Source organism: Sphingomonas antarctica (assembly GCF_965137005.1).
Lineage (GTDB): Bacteria > Pseudomonadota > Alphaproteobacteria > Sphingomonadales > Sphingomonadaceae > Sphingomonas_O > Sphingomonas_O antarctica.
Genome location: NZ_CBCRXM010000011.1, coordinates 1 through 15,565 on the forward strand (window position 1 = coordinate 1; position 15,565 = coordinate 15,565).

Genomic DNA, 15,565 nt, shown 5'->3' on the forward strand with positions numbered 1-15,565 from the left:
CGCCGCAGGCGTCGGGGTGGGGTTGTCCGCCCAACCCCACCCTGGCGCTGACGCGNCTGNCCCTCCCGCCTGCGGGAGGGGCGTCAGACCGCAAGTCGTCGCCATCGATTACGGCCTCAAACGCAACATCCTCCGCTCGCTGATTGATGCGGGCGCCGATGTCACCGTCGTCCCCGCCACCGCCACGTTCGACGACATCATGGCGCATGACCCCGCGGGGTTGTTCCTCAGCAACGGCCCCGGCGATCCCGCCGCGACGGGCGAATACGCCGTGCCGGTGATCCGCCAGTGGCTCGACACCGGCAAGCCGCTGTTCGGGATTTGCCTCGGGCATCAATTGCTCGGGCTGGCGGTGGGCGCGAAGACCGCGAAGATGCATCAGGGGCATCGCGGCGCCAACCATCCGGTCAAGCGGATCGAGGATGGCCGCGTCGAAATCACCAGCATGAATCACGGCTTCGCGGTCGAACGCGACAGCCTCCCCGCCAACGCGCGCGAGACGCATGTCAGCCTGTTCGACGGCAGCAACGCCGGCATCGAACTGACCGACCGCCCCGCGTTCAGCGTGCAATACCACCCCGAAGCCAGCCCCGGCCCGCAGGACAGCCATTACCTGTTCGAGCGGTTTGTGGGGCAGTTGGGATGAAGGACCGGGTAAAACTTAGACCCGAGGATAGCGCCTTTGCGGTAAAAGCATATTCGCGTCACCCTGAAGGTTCAGCAATGAACCTCTCTACACTTGCAATATATGACGACGATACTCGCGTGCATGAGGCCGCCCCTTGGAGCGAAATCCTTGATCGACTTGCAGTAGCGGGCTTCATCACCGTCTCTGACGTCGCGTACTGGTCCGTGGATCCAACGACTGGCCCAATCGAGGTTGGCATCTTCTCTCTGACGCCCCTTGGAAGGGAACACGCTCAGGAGCAGCTAAAGAGCCGACTTGCGCGAACTTGGTCGCAGCGTTTTCACGGCGTTAATTGGACAACGTGGGGCGGAGTGTCAGCCGTCATTGCCGCTGTTGCATCCATCATCGCAATCGTCCTCGCTTGGTTGGCTTTGATCAAATAATGCCTAAACGCACCGACATCTCCTCCATCCTCGTCATTGGCGCGGGACCCATCGTCATCGGGCAGGCGTGCGAGTTCGATTATTCGGGCACGCAGGCGATCAAGGCGTTGCGCGGGGAGGGGTATCGCATCGTCCTGGTCAATTCGAACCCGGCGACGATCATGACCGATCCCGATCTCGTCGGCCCCGAAGGCGCGACTTATGTCGAGCCGATCACGCCCGAGATCGTGGCGAAGATCATCGAGAAGGAACGCCCCGACGCGCTGCTGCCGACGATGGGTGGGCAGACCGCGCTCAACACCGCGCTGGCGCTGCATGCGGATGGCACGCTGGAAAAATATGGCGTCGAGATGATCGGCGCGGACGCGGAGGCGATCGACAAGGCCGAGGACCGGATGAAGTTCCGCGAGGCGATGTCGAAGATCGGCCTCGAAAGCGCGCGTTCGGGCATCGCGCATACGATGGAGGAGGCGCTCGAGGTGCTCGAACGCACCGGCTTGCCGTCCGTCATCCGCCCCAGCTTCACGCTCGGCGGCACCGGCGGCGGCATCGCCTATAACCGCCGCGAATTCGAGGAAATCGTCCGCGGCGGGCTGTTTGCTTCGCCGACGACCGAAGTGCTGATCGAGGAATCGCTCGTCGGGTGGAAGGAATATGAGATGGAGGTCGTGCGCGATCGCGCCGATAACGCCATCATCATTTGCTCGATCGAAAACGTCGATCCGATGGGCGTGCATACGGGGGACAGCATCACCGTCGCCCCCGCGCTGACGCTGACCGACAAGGAATATCAGATCATGCGCAATGCGAGCATCGCCTGCCTGCGCGAGATCGGGGTGGAGACGGGCGGGTCGAACGTGCAGTTCGCGGTCAATCCGAAGGACGGCCGCCTGATCGTGATCGAGATGAACCCGCGCGTGTCGCGGTCTTCGGCGCTGGCGTCCAAGGCGACGGGCTTCCCCATCGCCAAGGTCGCGGCATTGCTGGCGGTGGGTTATACGCTCGACGAGATCGACAACGACATTACCGGCGCGACGCCCGCGAGTTTCGAGCCGACGATCGATTACGTCGTGACCAAGATTCCGCGTTTTGCGTTCGAAAAGTTCAAGGGTTCGGAAGCCGTGCTTTCCACCGCGATGAAGTCGGTCGGCGAAGTCATGGCGATCGGACGGTGCTTTGCCGAGAGTTTGCAAAAGGCGTTGCGCGGGCTGGAGACCGGGCTGTCGGGACTGAATGTGGTCGACCGGCTGGTCGGCGCGCCCAAAGACGAATTGCAGGCGGCCCTGTCCGTCGCGACGCCCGACCGGCTGCTGGTCGCGGCGCAGGCGCTGCGCGAGGGTATGAGCGTTGCCGAAGTGCACAATGCATCGGGCTTCGATCCGTGGTTCATCGAACGGCTGGGCGAGATCGTTGCGGCCGAGCGCACGGTGATGACACAGGGGCTGCCGATGGATGCGAGCGGCATGCGGCGGCTGAAGGGCATGGGCTTTTCGGACAAGCGGTTGGCGTGGCTGGCGCTGCAGTCGGCGGGCCTGCGCGAAGGGACGCGGCGGGCGTTCGCTTCGGGCACCGGCCTCATCGCCGACGTCGCCAAGGCGATGACCGGCGGCAATACCGAGGCGGACGTGCGCGCGCTGCGCCACAAGCTCGGCGTGCGTCCGGTGTTCAAGCGCATCGACACCTGCGCCGCCGAATTCGCGGCCAAGACGCCATACATGTACTCGACCTACGAAGCGCCGACCTTCGGTGTGGCCGAGTGCGAATCGAACCCGACCGACCGCGAAAAGATCGTCATTCTCGGCGGCGGGCCGAACCGCATCGGGCAGGGCATCGAATTCGATTATTGCTGCGTCCATGCCTGCTTCGCGCTGGCGGATGCGGGCTACGAAACGATCATGATCAACTGCAACCCGGAAACGGTGAGCACCGATTACGATACGTCGGACCGGCTGTATTTCGAACCGCTGACCGCAGAGGACGTGCTCGAAATTCTGCACGTCGAGCAGTCGAACGGCACGCTCAAAGGCGTCATCGTCCAGCTCGGCGGGCAAACCCCGCTCAACCTCGCACGCGCGCTGGAGGAAGCGGGCATCCCGATCCTCGGCACCAGCCCCAAATCGATCGACCTGGCCGAAGACCGCGAGCAATTCGCCGCGCTGATCACGCGCCTCGGCCTGCTCCAGCCCGAAAACGGTCTCGCCCGCTCTGGTGAAGAAGCCGCTGCCGTCGCCGACCGCATCGGCTTCCCCGTGCTCATGCGCCCCAGCTTCGTGCTCGGCGGGCGCGGCATGGAGATCGTCGATACGCAGGCGCAACTGGCCAATTACATCGCCACCGCGGTGCAGGTGTCGGGCGACGCGCCGGTGCTGATCGACCGCTATCTGCGCGACGCGGTCGAAGTCGATGTGGATTGCCTGTGCGACGGCGAGATCGCGCACGTCGCGGGCATCATGCAGCATATCGAGGAAGCCGGCGTCCACTCGGGCGACAGCGCCTGCTCGCTGCCGCCCTACAGCCTCGCCCCCGAAATCGTCGCCGAAATCGAGGAACAGACGCGCAAGCTGGCCTTCGCGCTCGACGTGAAGGGGCTGATGAACGTCCAGTTCGCGGTCAAGGACGGCCGGGTCTACATCATCGAGGTCAATCCGCGCGCCAGCCGCACCGTCCCGTTCGTTGCGAAGGCGATAGGCAGTCCGCTGGCAAAGATCGCCGCGCGGGTGATGGCGGGGGAGAAGTTGAACGCGCTGCCCGCGATCAACTCCATGCCCGCGACGTTCGCGGTCAAGGAAGCGGTGTTCCCCTTCGCGCGCTTCGCCGGCGTCGATCCGGTGCTCAGCCCCGAGATGAAATCGACCGGCGAAGTCATGGGGATCGACCCCGATTTCGCCATCGCCTTCGCCAAGGCGCAATTGGGCGCGGGGACGCAACTGCCCGACGGCGGCACCGCGTTCGTCAGCGTGAAGGACAGCGACAAGGCGGTGTTCCTCCCCGGCGCACGCCAACTGGTCGAACTCGGCTTCACGATCGTCGCGACCGACGGCACCGCCGCCTATCTCGAAAGCCAGAACGTGCCGGTCGAACGCGTCAACAAGGTCGCGCAGGGCCGCCCGCACATCGTCGACCGCGTGCTCGACGGCGATATCGGGTTGATCGTCAACACCACCGAGGGATGGCAGTCGCTGCAGGACAGCAAGTCGATCCGCCGCACCGCGCTGACCGAACGCGTGCCCTATTTCACCACCGCACAGGCATCGCTCGCGGCGGTGCGCGGCATTGCTGCATTGCGAAACACCGGTCTTGAAGTCCGCAGCCTGCAATCCTATCATTCATTGCCGGCTGGCTGACTTTCCACGAGTTAGAGATAGGCTTGGCCTGGGCTCGCAAGGGTCCGGGATAGATAAGAATTTTGGGAACAGGGACGATTATGGCGACCACCGACAGGATGCCGATGCTGGTCGAAGGGCAGCGCAAGCTCGAGGCCGATCTCGCGCGCTTCAAGGCGGAGCGCCCCGAAGTCATCGACGCGATCGAGGAAGCGCGCGCGCATGGCGACCTTTCCGAAAACGCCGAATATCACGCCGCGAAGGAACGCCAGGGCCAGATCGAGGCGATGATCGCCGATATCGAGGGCAAACTGTCGCGCGCGACGATCATCGATCCGACCACGCTGTCGGGCGACAAGGTGGTGTTCGGTGCGACCGTCACGCTGCTCGACGAGGACGACAAGGCGGTGCGCTACCAGATCGTCGGTGAGACCGAGGCAAACGCCAAGGACGGCCGGATCAGCTATAACTCGCCGATCGGCCGCGCGCTCATCGGGCGCAAAGTCGGCGACGAAGTCGAAGTTACGGTGCCTTCGGGTGACCGTTACTATCAGGTCGACAAGGTCGAGTTCGTTTAGTTTGGACCCTTTGCGATGACCGGGGTCAGACGGACCCGCGCGACCAACATCATCGCGCTGATCACGTGCCTCGCCTGGGCCGCCGCCGCGCTGTCGGGCCATAGCGAGTGGGCGGCGACGCAGTTAGGGTTCATCCCGGTGCGTCAGTCGATCAACGCGGCGTTCGTCATACCCTATTGGCTGACCCCGCTGACCGCGACCGTGGCGCATGGCGGCTTGGTCCATCTCGCCTTCAACATGGTGCTGTTCGTCTATTGCGGACGCATTCTCGAAGCGACGCTTGGCTGGGGGCCGATGCTGATCCTGTATGTCGCCGGTGCCTATGGCGCGGCGACCGGGCAGTATTTTGCCGGACCGGCGTCCGACGTGCCGATGATCGGCGCATCGGGGGCGATTTCTGCCGTGCTCGCGGTCTATGCGCTGTTGTTCGGTCGCAACGAGGTGAAGCGGATCGGGCCGATCCCGTCGCACTGGGTGCGCGCCTTGTGGCTCGCCGCCGCGTGGATCGGGATGCAGGCGCTGATCGCGGTCGCAACGCTCAAGACTGGCTTCGGCGTCGCCACCGCCGCGCATGTCGGTGGCTTTCTCGCCGGCTTGGCGCTGGCGCGGCCATTGTTGAGCTGGCGATACGGCCTACCGAAAAACTGACGTCGCCCCGGCCTGCGCCGGGCGACGATCAAGCATCGGGCTCCAACAGCCGATGCAAATGCACCACGACGTAACGCATCTCGGCATCGTCGACCGATTTCTGCGCCGCCGCGCGCCACGCTTCTTCGGCCAACTTATAGTCCGGAAAGATTCCGACCACGTCCAACGCCTCGGGCGTGACGAAATCGAGAGTGCGCGGGTCGGAAACCCGACCACCGAAAACGAGGTGCAGTTTGCTCATGCCCTCGCCTTAACGGCGGACGCGTTAAAATGCAGCCCTTAGCTGGCCTTGGTGCCGCGTTTTGTCGCGGGGGACGTCGCAGCGGTGGGCGCACTGTCCGCGACCGCGCGCTCATTCTTGCGGACGCTGTCGCTCGCAGCCTTGCTCGCCTCCATCGCTGCCGACACGAAATGCCCGACGACGGTGCCCAGCCCGCTGGATAATGCGGTCTGGGTGATACCCTTGGTCGTGAGCTGTTCGACGCCCGCAGTCTTCGCGGCGGCAAACGCATCGTCGAGCGCGCCGCGCAACCGGTTGCCGAGCGGACCGAGCGCCGAAATTTCACGCGCCGTGGCCGGGATCAACGCCGCCGCCACCGCGCCCACCGCAATTGCTCCCGCCAGCGCCGACAGCGGCGCATTGTCGACGGCATGGGCTGCGGTCTCGACCGCATCATTGGCGGCAGTGCGCGCGCGCTCGACCACGTCGGTGGCGGTGTCGCGCGCCCGGTCGACCGCCGTTTGCGCGGCGGCGCGGCCCTTTGCGGCGCGGCTGGCAGGCTTGGTCGTGTCGTTGGCGGCATTGTGAGTCGTTGCGGGCTTGGCCATGAGTTTGATCCTTCGACAGATGGTTTGAAACGCTAACGCTTCTTGGCCTTGCGGGTTTCGCGAAAAGCGGTGACGATTTTCCAGACTCCGATGGCGACCGCGCCGCCCAGCACCGCTCCGGTCCCTAACGGGCGCTCCTTGACGAAATCCGCGGCGTCGTCGGCCACCGCTTTGGCGCGTGCCTTGGCCTCGTCGATGCCGTCACGAACGAGCGAAGCCGGGGCCAACGCGCCGAGCAGCGCATCGACATCCGCTTCGATCCGTTCGCGGGCGATCCGCGCTGCGGTCTCGCGGGCCTTGAGTTCGGCGGTCATGACTTATCCTCGAACACGCGCCCGATCCGCGCAACGCCGAGCCATCCGAGAATTCCGGCAAGCGCCAGCAACGTGACGACGACGATGACCGTCGCCCAGAGCGGGCCGACCAACGTCGCCAGCCACAGGATCGCGCCGATGGCGAGGGCGAACGACGCCACCGTCGCCAGCATGATCGCCGCAACGATCAACACGACCGCAGTTCGCAGCGCCTCGACCAGCGACTCGCCCCGGCATTTCAGCAAGGCGAGCTCGGCCTTGGCCCACGCGCGCCCGTCGGTGATCAGCCTCGCGAACAGGTCGGGGACGGACGGACGCGTCGGAATGCGCGGCTCCTGTCCGTCCCCCGCCACCGTCCTTATGCCTTGTCGGACTTGCCGCCGAGGCGGAATACCCGGGTCAGCAGAAACCCGATTGCCGCTGCCGCACCGACCGCGATCGCCGGATTCTTGCGCACCGCCGTCTTGGCGTCCTCGACCAGCTCGTCGACATTCTTCGATTTGAGCGTGTCGGCCAGGTCGGTCGCCGCCGTTCCCGCCTTGCGCGCATAATCGCCGACGCCGTTGCCGACCTTTTCGTCGAGCGTCTGCGCGGCATTGGCGATGAAGCTCGCCGCTTCGTTCAACGCATCGGCGGCCTTGTCCTTGCCCGTCGCGGCGGCATTGAGCGCGGCGGTCTTGGCCGTGCCGGCGAGATTCTGCGCCTCGTCCTTCAACGACTGGATGCCGGCCTTGGCCGAATTGGTCGCTGCCGTTGCTGTCGCGGCAATGTCCGGGACGGCTGCCGGTGTGGCGGCGCCGTCGCTGGCGGTGGTGTTCGGGTCGGTTGCCATGAGCGAATCCTTTTTGAATGACTGGCTCTCAAACTCCCGCCGGCCGTCAAGGTTGCGGTGCGGAATCGTTACGGTTGCGTATTTGCACGGCTGGCGGCGCTTCGATAGGGGCGCTGCCAAATTCCCGGAGCCCCCGCATGACCGAAATCATCAGCATCCACGCGCGCACCATCGTCGACAGCCGCGGCAATCCCACGGTCGAAGCCGAAGTGCTGCTGGAAGATGGCAGTTTCGGTCGCGCGGCGGTGCCTTCGGGGGCCTCGACCGGCGCGCATGAAGCGGTCGAACTTCGCGATGGCGACAAGGGTAAGTGGCTCGGCAAGGGCGTGTCGAAAGCGGTCGAGGCGGTCAACACCGAGATATTCGAAACGCTGGTCGGCCTCGACGCCGAAGACCAGAGCGAACTCGACGCGGCGATGATCGCGCTCGACGGCACACCCAATAAGGGCCGCATCGGCGCCAATGCCATCCTCGGCGTCAGCCTCGCCATCGCCAAGGCGGCGGCCGATCATGCCGATCAGCCGCTGTACCGGTACGTCGGCGGAATGGGCTCGAACCTGCTTCCGGTGCCGATGATGAACATCGTCAACGGCGGCGCACATGCCGACAACCCGATCGATTTCCAGGAATTCATGGTCATGCCCGTCGGCGCGGACACGTTGTTCGACGCCGTGCGCATGGGCAGCGAGATTTTCCACACGCTGCGCGGCGAATTGCTCGCGGCGGGACAGCCGACGGCGGTGGGCGACGAAGGCGGCTTCGCGCCCAACCTCAACGGCACCACCGCCGCGCTCGACTTCATCATGACCTCGATCGAGAAGGCCGGCTACACGCCCGGCGACGACGTGGTCCTCGCGCTCGATCCCGCCGCGACCGAGTTTTTCAAGGACGGCCGCTACGAATTGACCAGCGAAGGCAAGTCGCTGACGCCGCAGGAAATGGCGGCCTATTACGTCGATTTGTGCAACCGCTACCCGATCCTGTCGATCGAGGACGGCATGGCCGAGGACGATTTCGAAGGCTGGAAGGCGCTGACCGACCAGATCGGGCACAGGGTGCAACTGGTCGGGGACGATCTGTTCGTGACCAACCCGGAACGCCTGCGCGATGGGATCAAGCGCGGCCTCGCCAACTCGCTGCTGGTCAAGGTCAACCAGATCGGCACGCTCACCGAAACCCTCGACGCGGTCGAGACCGCGCACCGCGCGGGCTATTCGGCGGTCATGTCGCACCGCTCGGGCGAGACCGAGGACGCGACCATCGCCGACCTCGCCGTCGCCACCAAATGCGGGCAGATCAAGACCGGCAGCCTCGCCCGTTCGGACCGGCTGGCCAAGTATAATCAGCTGATCCGCATCGAAGAAGAACTCGGCGATGCCGCAAAATATGCCGGTCGCGACATTTTTCAGCGCTTTAGGGGTTGATTCGCAGACTCCATGCTGATTCATAGGGCGCCAGCATGGCAACCAAACCGCGCAATCCCTGGATCAGCATTCGTGGCGGGCTCGCACCTGCCGCAGGGCTGCTGATCGTCGCGTTTTTCGGCGGCTATGCGATCTTCGGCGCCAATGGCATCATCGCCTGGACCGATTACGCCCGCCGTCTCAAGTCGCGCGAGATCGAACTGGCCTCGGTGCAAAAACAGCGCGCAGTGATCGCCAACCGCGTGAAGCTGCTCGACCCCAAGGCCGCCGATCCCGATCTGGTCGACGAACTCGCGCGCAAAAATCTGGGCGTCGCCGGTTCGGACGAAGTGATCGTTCCGCTCGACTGAGGGTGCCGCGCGCACCACTGACCCGTCACCCTGACGCAGGTCAGGGTCCATTTGCCTTCTGGATCGATCGGAGAGCCAATGGACCCCGGATCAAGTCCGGGGTGACGAAAGCCGCTTTGGAACCCGCCGCGCTACCCCCGCCGTTGCGCGGACGTTACGGCAGGCTATAGCAATCGCTCATCCCCAGGAGCATTCGTCTTGGCCAAAGCCGCCGCTGCCCAGAAGATCACGACCGACGACATCGCCCGCCCGCCCGAGCCGGTGCGCTACGCCGCCTCGAAGGACGAGATGATGTCCTTCTACCGCGAAATGCTCCTCATCCGCCGGTTCGAGGAACGCGCCGGCCAGCTTTACGGCCTCGGCCTGATCGGCGGCTTCTGCCACCTCTATATCGGCCAGGAAGCCGTCGCCGTCGGCCTGCAATCGGCGATGACCGTCGGCAAGGATTCGGTGATCACCGGTTACCGCGACCATGGCCATATGCTCGCCTACGGCATCGATCCCAAGGTCATCATGGCCGAACTGACCGGGCGGCAGGCGGGCATTTCGCACGGCAAGGGCGGCTCGATGCACATGTTCAGCGTCGAACACGGCTTTTACGGCGGCCACGGCATCGTCGGCGCGCAGGTCTCGCTCGGCGCCGGCCTCGGCTTCAAGCACAAATATTCGAACGATGGCGGCGTGGCGCTCGCCTATTTCGGCGACGGCGCGGCGAACCAAGGCCAGGTTTACGAATCGTTCAACATGGCCGAACTGTGGAAGCTGCCGGTGATCTTCGCGATCGAGAATAACGGCTATGCGATGGGCACCAGCGTCCAGCGCAGCGCGTCCGAACCCAATTTCCACAAGCGCGGCGAAAGCTTCCGCATCCCCGGCCTGAAAGTCGATGGAATGGATGTGCTGGCGGTACACGGCGCAGCCAAGGTCGCGATCGAATGGGCCAAGGAAAACGGCCCGATCATCCTCGAACTTTCGACCTATCGCTATCGCGGCCACTCGATGTCCGACCCCGCCAAATATCGCACGCGCGAGGAAGTGCAGAACGTGCGCGAAAAATCCGACCCGATCGAACGCCTCGCCAAGGAATTGGAGGCCGCCGGTGTCTCCGAGGCCGAGCTGAAAGCGATCGACAAGGAAATCCGCACCATCGTCAGCGAAGCCGCCGACTTCGCCGAACAATCGCCCGAACCGTCGCTGAGCGAACTCTACACCGACGTTTTGGTGGGGGCGTATTAAGATGGCGATCGAACTCAAGATGCCCGCGCTGTCCCCGACGATGGAAGAAGGCACGCTCGCCAAATGGCTGGTCAAGGCCGGTGACACGGTGAAGTCGGGCGATATCCTTGCCGAGATCGAGACCGACAAGGCGACGATGGAATTCGAAGCGGTCGACGAGGGGACGATCGCGCAAATTCTGGTGCCTGAGGGCTCGGATAACGTGAAGGTCGGGACTGTCATCGCGACGATGAATGGTGAGGGGGAGGCGGCAGTGCCCACCCCGGTTGCTTCGCAACCTGTCCCTCCCGCAAGCGGGAGTTACGCCCAGATTACGAGCGCTGAAAAGACGTCCACCCCGCAGGCGGGGGGGACAGGTCCGCAGGACCAGGGTGGGCAGAGCCCCGAAACCAAGAAAGTAGAAACCGGCGCCCGCCAACTCTTCGAAGCCGCCAAGCAGCAGGAAGCGCCCGAATACTCCGGCCCGACCAAAAAAGTCACTCTCCGCGAAGCTCTCCGCGACGCGATGGCCGAGGAAATGCGCACCGATGACCGCGTGTTCGTAATGGGCGAGGAGGTCGCGCAATATCAGGGCGCGTATAAGGTCACGCAGGGTCTGCTCGAGGAATTCGGCGCGCGCCGCGTCATCGACACGCCGATCACCGAATACGGCTTTGCCGGCATCGGCACCGGCGCGGCGATGGCCGGCCTCAGGCCCATCGTCGAATTCATGACGTTCAACTTCGCGATGCAGGCGATCGACCACATCATCAATTCGGCGGCCAAGACCAACTATATGTCGGGCGGGCAGATGCGCTGCCCGGTGGTGTTCCGCGGACCCAACGGCGCGGCCAGCCGCGTCGGCGCGCAGCACAGCCAGAATTATGCGCCATGGTATGCCAGCGTGCCGGGTCTGATCGTGATTTCGCCATATGATGCCACCGACGCCAAGGGCTTGCTGAAAGCCGCAATCCGCTGCGAAGATCCGGTCGTGTTCCTCGAAAACGAGCTGCTTTACGGTCGCAGCTTCGACGTGCCCGACACCGACGACTGGGTCCTCCCCATTGGCAAGGCGCGCATCGCCCGCGTCGGCTCGAGCGTAACCATCGTCAGCTATTCGATCGGCGTCGGCCTCGCGCTCGAAGCCGCCGAACATCTGGCGGCAGAGGGCATCGACGCCGAAGTCATCGACCTCCGCACCATCCGACCGCTCGACACCGCGACGGTGCTGGCCAGCCTTAAAAAGACCAACCGCATGGTCATCGTCGAGGAAGGCTGGCCGACCTGCTCGATCGCGTCGGAACTCGCGATGGTCGCCATGGAACAGGGTTTCGACGACCTCGACGCGCCCGTCCTGCGCGTGTGCAACGAGGACGTGCCGCTGCCTTATGCCGCCAATCTCGAAAAATTGGCCTTGGTCACCAGCGCGCGCGTGATCGAAGCGGTCAAGGCGGTGTGTTACCGGTAACCTGCGCAACTCCACGCGTCATCCCGGACTTGATCCGGGGTCCATTTGTCCTCCATGCCGGACGGAGTGCCAATGGATCCTGACTTTCGTCAGGATGACGGTTGAGGATGCAGGGGAAGCTCACATGATCAACCGCCGCCACGCCATCACATCCGGCCTGACCCTAGCGGCCCTCGCCGCGCTCCCCACCGCCGCCTTGGCTGACACCTTGCCGCCCGCCATCGGCCGCGACGAACGCCTCCGCCGCCTCGACAAGGCGCGCGGGTTGATGCGCCAGAACGGCATCGGCGTCGTGGTGATCGAGCCCGGTTCGAGCCTCGACTATTTCACCGGCGTGCAATGGTGGCGCAGCGAACGCATCACCGCTGCGCTGATTTTCGCGAGCGGCGATCCGGTGATCGTCACGCCGTTCTTCGAAAAGCCGTCGGTCAGCCAGACGCTCGGCATTCCCGCCAGCGTGCGGACGTGGAACGAGGACGAAAGCCCGATCGCGCTGATGGCCTCGATCATTCGCGAACGCCGTGCGGCGGGCGCGGTCGGCATCGAAGAAACGGTGCGCTTCTTCATCAACGACGGTCTGGGCAAGGCCTTGCCCGGCACCAAACTCGTCAGTGCCAACCCCGTCGTGCGCGGATGCCGCATGATCAAGAGCGCGTCCGAACTCGCGCTGATGCAGGCGGCGTCGGACATCACCATCGCGGCGATCGGCGCGACGATGACGCAGGTTCGCGTCGGCATGACCCCCGACGATATCAACGCCATATTGACTCGCGAACATCAATCGCGCGGCGGCTCGGGTGGCGACGGCCTGGTCCTGCTCGGCGAAGCTGCGGCCTATCCGCACGGGTCGCACGCGCCGCAACACGTCGCCGAACGCGAAATCATCCTGATCGACGTCGGCTGCACCGTGCACGGCTATCAGTCGGATATCTCGCGCTCTTACGTTCTCGGCGGCCCGACCCCCGATCAGCAAAAGGTGTTCGACCAGGTCCGTCGCGGTCAACAGATTGCGATGACCACCGCGCGCGTCGGCGTGGCGGCGGGTGCGGTCGACGATGCTGTCCGACACCAGTACGAAGCGTGGGGCTATGGTCCCGGCTATGCGCTACCCGGCACCTCGCATCGCACCGGCCACGGCATCGGCATGGACGGGCATGAGCCGGTCAATCTGGTGCATGGGGAGGCGACGAAGCTCGCCGCCGGCATGTGTTTCTCGAACGAGCCGGGCATTTATGTTCCCGGCAAATTCGGCATCCGCGTCGAGGATTGTTTCCACATCACCGCTGCCGGGCCGAAATGGTTCAGCATTCCGCAGGAAACACTCGCTTATTCCGGCTGAACGCGGCTTGGCGTGACGGCTGCGGCCCGATACAGAGGGCGGGGGCATTTAGTGTATTGCGTCGCTAATACACCTATGCGATGAGGGGCTCATGAGCGCGAACTTAAAGAAGTTTGACGAAATGCGACTGGCCATGATCAACAGCCAGCTGCGTCCGAACAGCGTCGACGAACCGCGCCTGCTGCTGGCGCTCGATGCGGTGAAGCGCGAAGACTTCGTTCCTGAGGGCCGCCGCGCCACCGCTTATGCCGATGCGATGATTCCGCTGGGCGAAGGCCGTTTCATCAATTCGCCGTTGGTTACCGCTCGCCTGATCGCCGCGCTCAACCTGCGTGCGGGCGAACGCGTGCTGATCGCCGGCGACCATTCGGGCTACGCCGCCGCGGTGGTGAATCAACTTGCCGAGGCCGTGCCTGCCGATCACGCCAGTGGCGGAAACTATGACGCGCTCCTGATCGACGGGGCCGTTGCCGAAATTCCCGCCGCGCTCGTCAAGCAATTGCGCGACGGCGCGCGCGTCGCCGCCGGGATGCTCGACGGCCGCGTCACGCGGCTGGCGCAGGGGATCAAGCGCGCCGATGCCGTCCGCCTCGTCGCCTTCGGGGACGCCGATATTGCCATTCTGACCGACACGGTGCCTGTGCCGGTCTTCTCCTTCTGATCGAGGTCATCACGGTGAAACGAGTTCTGACTGCCCTGTTGATCGCCAGCTGTGCCTGGCCCGCAAGTGCGACGACGCTGCAAGAAGCGCTGGCCGAGGCGTATAAGAGCAACCCGACGATCACCGGCGCGCGGGCGAACCAGCGTGCTAATGACGAAAACACGACGATCCAGCGCGCGCGCGGGCTGCCGCAGATCAACGCCACAGCCAACTACAACGAATACCTCATCCGGGCGACGGGCAACTTCCAGTCCTCGCCGGCGCGCGGGTTTTTCGCGGGCTTTACCGGCAGCATCCCGGTGTATCAGGGCGGTGCCGTCAGCAACGGGATCAAGGCGGCGGACGCGCGCATCGATGCCGGTCGCGATACCCTGCGCGACAATGAATCCACGCTCTTCGCCAACGTCGTCGCCGCGTACATGGACGTGATCCGCGACGAAGCGATCGTCGGTTTGAACCAGAAGCAGGTCGAAGTGCTGAACGTGAACCTGCGCGCCTCACGCGACCGGTTTCAGGTCGGCGATCTGACCCGCACCGACGTCGCGCAATCCGAAGCTCGGCTGGCGCTGCAACGCGGTCAGCTGGAAAATGCCCAGGCGAATTTGATCACCAGTCGCGAAACCTTCATCCGCATCGTCGGTATCCCGCCGGTCGATCTGCAGGCGCCGCCGCAATTGCCCGGCCTGCCCGCCGATCCGCAAGGCGCGGTGACGACCGCGCTGCAGAACAATCCCGGCCTGCGCGCGGCGCAGAAAACGCGTGACGCCACGCGTTACGATACCGGCGTGGCGCGTGCGTCGCGGCTGCCGAAACTGTCGATCACCGGCCAGGATGGCTATTCGAATTATCTCGGCACGATCCCGACCGTGCAGGGTTTTTCGCAGTCGCAATCGACCAACACCGCGCAAGCCGGCGTCGCTCTCACCGTGCCGTTGTTCCAGGGCGGTGCGCCCGCCGCACAGGTCCGACAGGCGCAGGCGCGCGAGGGCGTGGCCCTCGAAAACGTTACCGCGACCGAGCGCAATGTCGTCGCACAAACGCGATCGGCTTACGCCGCATATGAGGCGTCAAACGCTCTCATCGTTTCCAGCCAGGCGGCGGTCGACGCCAACGCGCTCAGCCTGGAAGGCGTTCGCGCCGAAAACAGCGTCGGCAACCGCACGATCCTCGACATCCTCAATGCCGAGCAGGAATTGCTCAACAGCCAGGTCAATCTGGTGTCGGCGCGCCGCAATTCGTACGTCGCGGGCTTCTCGCTGCTCGCCGCGATGGGCCAGGCCGAAGCACGCGACCTCGGGCTCGACGCGGGCACACTTTACGACCCGGTTGTGAATTACAAGCGTGTGAAGGGCCGCATCTTCGATTACGACAGCGATCCGCGCCCTGAGCCGGTCGCGACGCGCACCGTGGATACGCCCGCGCAGACCTCGGTCATCACCGGTGAACCGGCCGTCGCGCCGCTGAAGAGCGGGCAACCCGATCCGACGCAGCCCGCCGTCGCTCAGCCGAAATAG

16 protein-coding genes and 1 pseudogene are annotated in these 15,565 nt (G+C 64.6%); 12 read left to right on the forward strand and 5 right to left on the reverse strand.

Annotated elements, in window-relative coordinates; genetic code table 11:
* Positions 1 to 60: 60 nt before the first annotated feature.
* From ACM9ME_RS11200 to ACM9ME_RS11220, 5 genes and pseudogenes are all read left to right on the forward strand, one after another.
* Positions 61 to 646, forward strand: a pseudogene (locus ACM9ME_RS11200) (carbamoyl phosphate synthase small subunit); the annotation flags it as partial.
* On the forward strand, positions 643 to 1,071 hold the full coding sequence (locus ACM9ME_RS11205; protein WP_415643549.1) for a hypothetical protein: 429 nt from the start codon (positions 643 to 645) through the stop codon (positions 1,069 to 1,071). The pseudogene ACM9ME_RS11200 and the gene ACM9ME_RS11205, both read left to right, overlap by 4 nt.
* Positions 1,071 to 4,415, forward strand: a complete 3,345-nt coding sequence (gene carB / locus ACM9ME_RS11210; protein ID WP_415643550.1) for a carbamoyl-phosphate synthase large subunit — start codon at positions 1,071 to 1,073, stop codon at positions 4,413 to 4,415. Before ACM9ME_RS11205 ends, carB begins: the two co-directional genes overlap by 1 nt.
* Before the next feature lie 80 nt (positions 4,416 to 4,495).
* On the forward strand, positions 4,496 to 4,972 hold the full coding sequence (greA, locus tag ACM9ME_RS11215) for a transcription elongation factor GreA (protein ID WP_415643551.1): 477 nt from the start codon (positions 4,496 to 4,498) through the stop codon (positions 4,970 to 4,972).
* 15 nt (positions 4,973 to 4,987) lie between these two features.
* On the forward strand, positions 4,988 to 5,620 hold the full coding sequence (locus tag ACM9ME_RS11220) for a rhomboid family intramembrane serine protease (RefSeq protein ID WP_415643552.1): 633 nt from the start codon (positions 4,988 to 4,990) through the stop codon (positions 5,618 to 5,620).
* Between the two features lie 28 nt (positions 5,621 to 5,648).
* Here ACM9ME_RS11220 and ACM9ME_RS11225 read toward each other — a convergent pair whose 3' ends face one another.
* From ACM9ME_RS11225 to ACM9ME_RS11245, 5 genes are read right to left on the reverse strand one after another with little or no spacing between them, the layout of a single operon-like run.
* Complete coding sequence (locus tag ACM9ME_RS11225; RefSeq protein ID WP_415643553.1) at positions 5,649 to 5,861, reverse strand: DUF4170 domain-containing protein; 213 nt, start codon at positions 5,859 to 5,861, stop codon at positions 5,649 to 5,651.
* 38 nt (positions 5,862 to 5,899) lie between these two features.
* Positions 5,900 to 6,448, reverse strand: coding sequence for a hypothetical protein (locus ACM9ME_RS11230; RefSeq protein WP_415643554.1), 549 nt, complete (start codon positions 6,446 to 6,448; stop codon positions 5,900 to 5,902).
* Positions 6,449 to 6,480: 32 nt separating this feature from the next.
* Positions 6,481 to 6,762, reverse strand: a complete 282-nt coding sequence (locus ACM9ME_RS11235) for a hypothetical protein (protein ID WP_415643555.1) — start codon at positions 6,760 to 6,762, stop codon at positions 6,481 to 6,483.
* The gene (locus tag ACM9ME_RS11240) at positions 6,759 to 7,115 is read right to left on the reverse strand and encodes a phage holin family protein (protein WP_415643556.1); all 357 of its coding nucleotides are present in this window, start codon (positions 7,113 to 7,115) and stop codon (positions 6,759 to 6,761) included. Before ACM9ME_RS11240 ends, ACM9ME_RS11235 begins: the two co-directional genes overlap by 4 nt.
* Before the next feature lie 5 nt (positions 7,116 to 7,120).
* Positions 7,121 to 7,594: a hypothetical protein gene (locus ACM9ME_RS11245; RefSeq protein WP_415643557.1), complete on the reverse strand. Its 474-nt coding sequence runs from the start codon at positions 7,592 to 7,594 to the stop codon at positions 7,121 to 7,123.
* Between the two features lie 137 nt (positions 7,595 to 7,731).
* Between ACM9ME_RS11245 and eno the strand changes: the two genes are divergently transcribed.
* The 7 genes from eno (at position 7,732) to ACM9ME_RS11280 (ending at position 15,565) form a co-directional block, all read left to right on the forward strand.
* Positions 7,732 to 9,018: a phosphopyruvate hydratase gene (eno, locus tag ACM9ME_RS11250; RefSeq protein WP_415643558.1), complete on the forward strand. Its 1,287-nt coding sequence runs from the start codon at positions 7,732 to 7,734 to the stop codon at positions 9,016 to 9,018.
* Positions 9,019 to 9,053: 35 nt separating this feature from the next.
* Complete coding sequence (locus tag ACM9ME_RS11255; RefSeq protein ID WP_415643559.1) at positions 9,054 to 9,368, forward strand: FtsB family cell division protein; 315 nt, start codon at positions 9,054 to 9,056, stop codon at positions 9,366 to 9,368.
* A 198-nt stretch (positions 9,369 to 9,566) separates the two neighbouring features.
* Positions 9,567 to 10,604: a pyruvate dehydrogenase (acetyl-transferring) E1 component subunit alpha gene (gene pdhA / locus ACM9ME_RS11260; RefSeq protein ID WP_415643560.1), complete on the forward strand. Its 1,038-nt coding sequence runs from the start codon at positions 9,567 to 9,569 to the stop codon at positions 10,602 to 10,604.
* Position 10,605: 1 nt separating this feature from the next.
* Positions 10,606 to 12,051, forward strand: a complete 1,446-nt coding sequence (locus ACM9ME_RS11265; protein WP_415643561.1) for a pyruvate dehydrogenase complex E1 component subunit beta — start codon at positions 10,606 to 10,608, stop codon at positions 12,049 to 12,051.
* A 124-nt stretch (positions 12,052 to 12,175) separates the two neighbouring features.
* On the forward strand, positions 12,176 to 13,390 hold the full coding sequence (locus ACM9ME_RS11270) for a M24 family metallopeptidase (RefSeq protein ID WP_415643562.1): 1,215 nt from the start codon (positions 12,176 to 12,178) through the stop codon (positions 13,388 to 13,390).
* Positions 13,391 to 13,481: 91 nt separating this feature from the next.
* Positions 13,482 to 14,051, forward strand: coding sequence for a protein-L-isoaspartate O-methyltransferase family protein (locus tag ACM9ME_RS11275; protein ID WP_415643563.1), 570 nt, complete (start codon positions 13,482 to 13,484; stop codon positions 14,049 to 14,051).
* A 14-nt stretch (positions 14,052 to 14,065) separates the two neighbouring features.
* On the forward strand, positions 14,066 to 15,565 hold the full coding sequence (locus ACM9ME_RS11280) for a TolC family outer membrane protein (protein WP_415643564.1): 1,500 nt from the start codon (positions 14,066 to 14,068) through the stop codon (positions 15,563 to 15,565).

Coding starts and splice junctions, on each gene's coding strand:
- ACM9ME_RS11205 (WP_415643549.1), top strand. CDS start 643: ATGAAGGACCGGGTAAAACTTAGACCCGAGGATAGCGCCTTTGCGGTA.
- carB (WP_415643550.1), top strand. CDS start 1,071: ATGCCTAAACGCACCGACATCTCCTCCATCCTCGTCATTGGCGCGGGA.
- greA (WP_415643551.1), top strand. CDS start 4,496: ATGGCGACCACCGACAGGATGCCGATGCTGGTCGAAGGGCAGCGCAAG.
- ACM9ME_RS11220 (WP_415643552.1), top strand. CDS start 4,988: ATGACCGGGGTCAGACGGACCCGCGCGACCAACATCATCGCGCTGATC.
- ACM9ME_RS11225 (WP_415643553.1), bottom strand. CDS start 5,861: ATGAGCAAACTGCACCTCGTTTTCGGTGGTCGGGTTTCCGACCCGCGC.
- ACM9ME_RS11230 (WP_415643554.1), bottom strand. CDS start 6,448: ATGGCCAAGCCCGCAACGACTCACAATGCCGCCAACGACACGACCAAG.
- ACM9ME_RS11235 (WP_415643555.1), bottom strand. CDS start 6,762: ATGACCGCCGAACTCAAGGCCCGCGAGACCGCAGCGCGGATCGCCCGC.
- ACM9ME_RS11245 (WP_415643557.1), bottom strand. CDS start 7,594: ATGGCAACCGACCCGAACACCACCGCCAGCGACGGCGCCGCCACACCG.
- eno (WP_415643558.1), top strand. CDS start 7,732: ATGACCGAAATCATCAGCATCCACGCGCGCACCATCGTCGACAGCCGC.
- ACM9ME_RS11255 (WP_415643559.1), top strand. CDS start 9,054: ATGGCAACCAAACCGCGCAATCCCTGGATCAGCATTCGTGGCGGGCTC.
- ACM9ME_RS11265 (WP_415643561.1), top strand. CDS start 10,606: ATGGCGATCGAACTCAAGATGCCCGCGCTGTCCCCGACGATGGAAGAA.
- ACM9ME_RS11270 (WP_415643562.1), top strand. CDS start 12,176: ATGATCAACCGCCGCCACGCCATCACATCCGGCCTGACCCTAGCGGCC.
- ACM9ME_RS11275 (WP_415643563.1), top strand. CDS start 13,482: ATGAGCGCGAACTTAAAGAAGTTTGACGAAATGCGACTGGCCATGATC.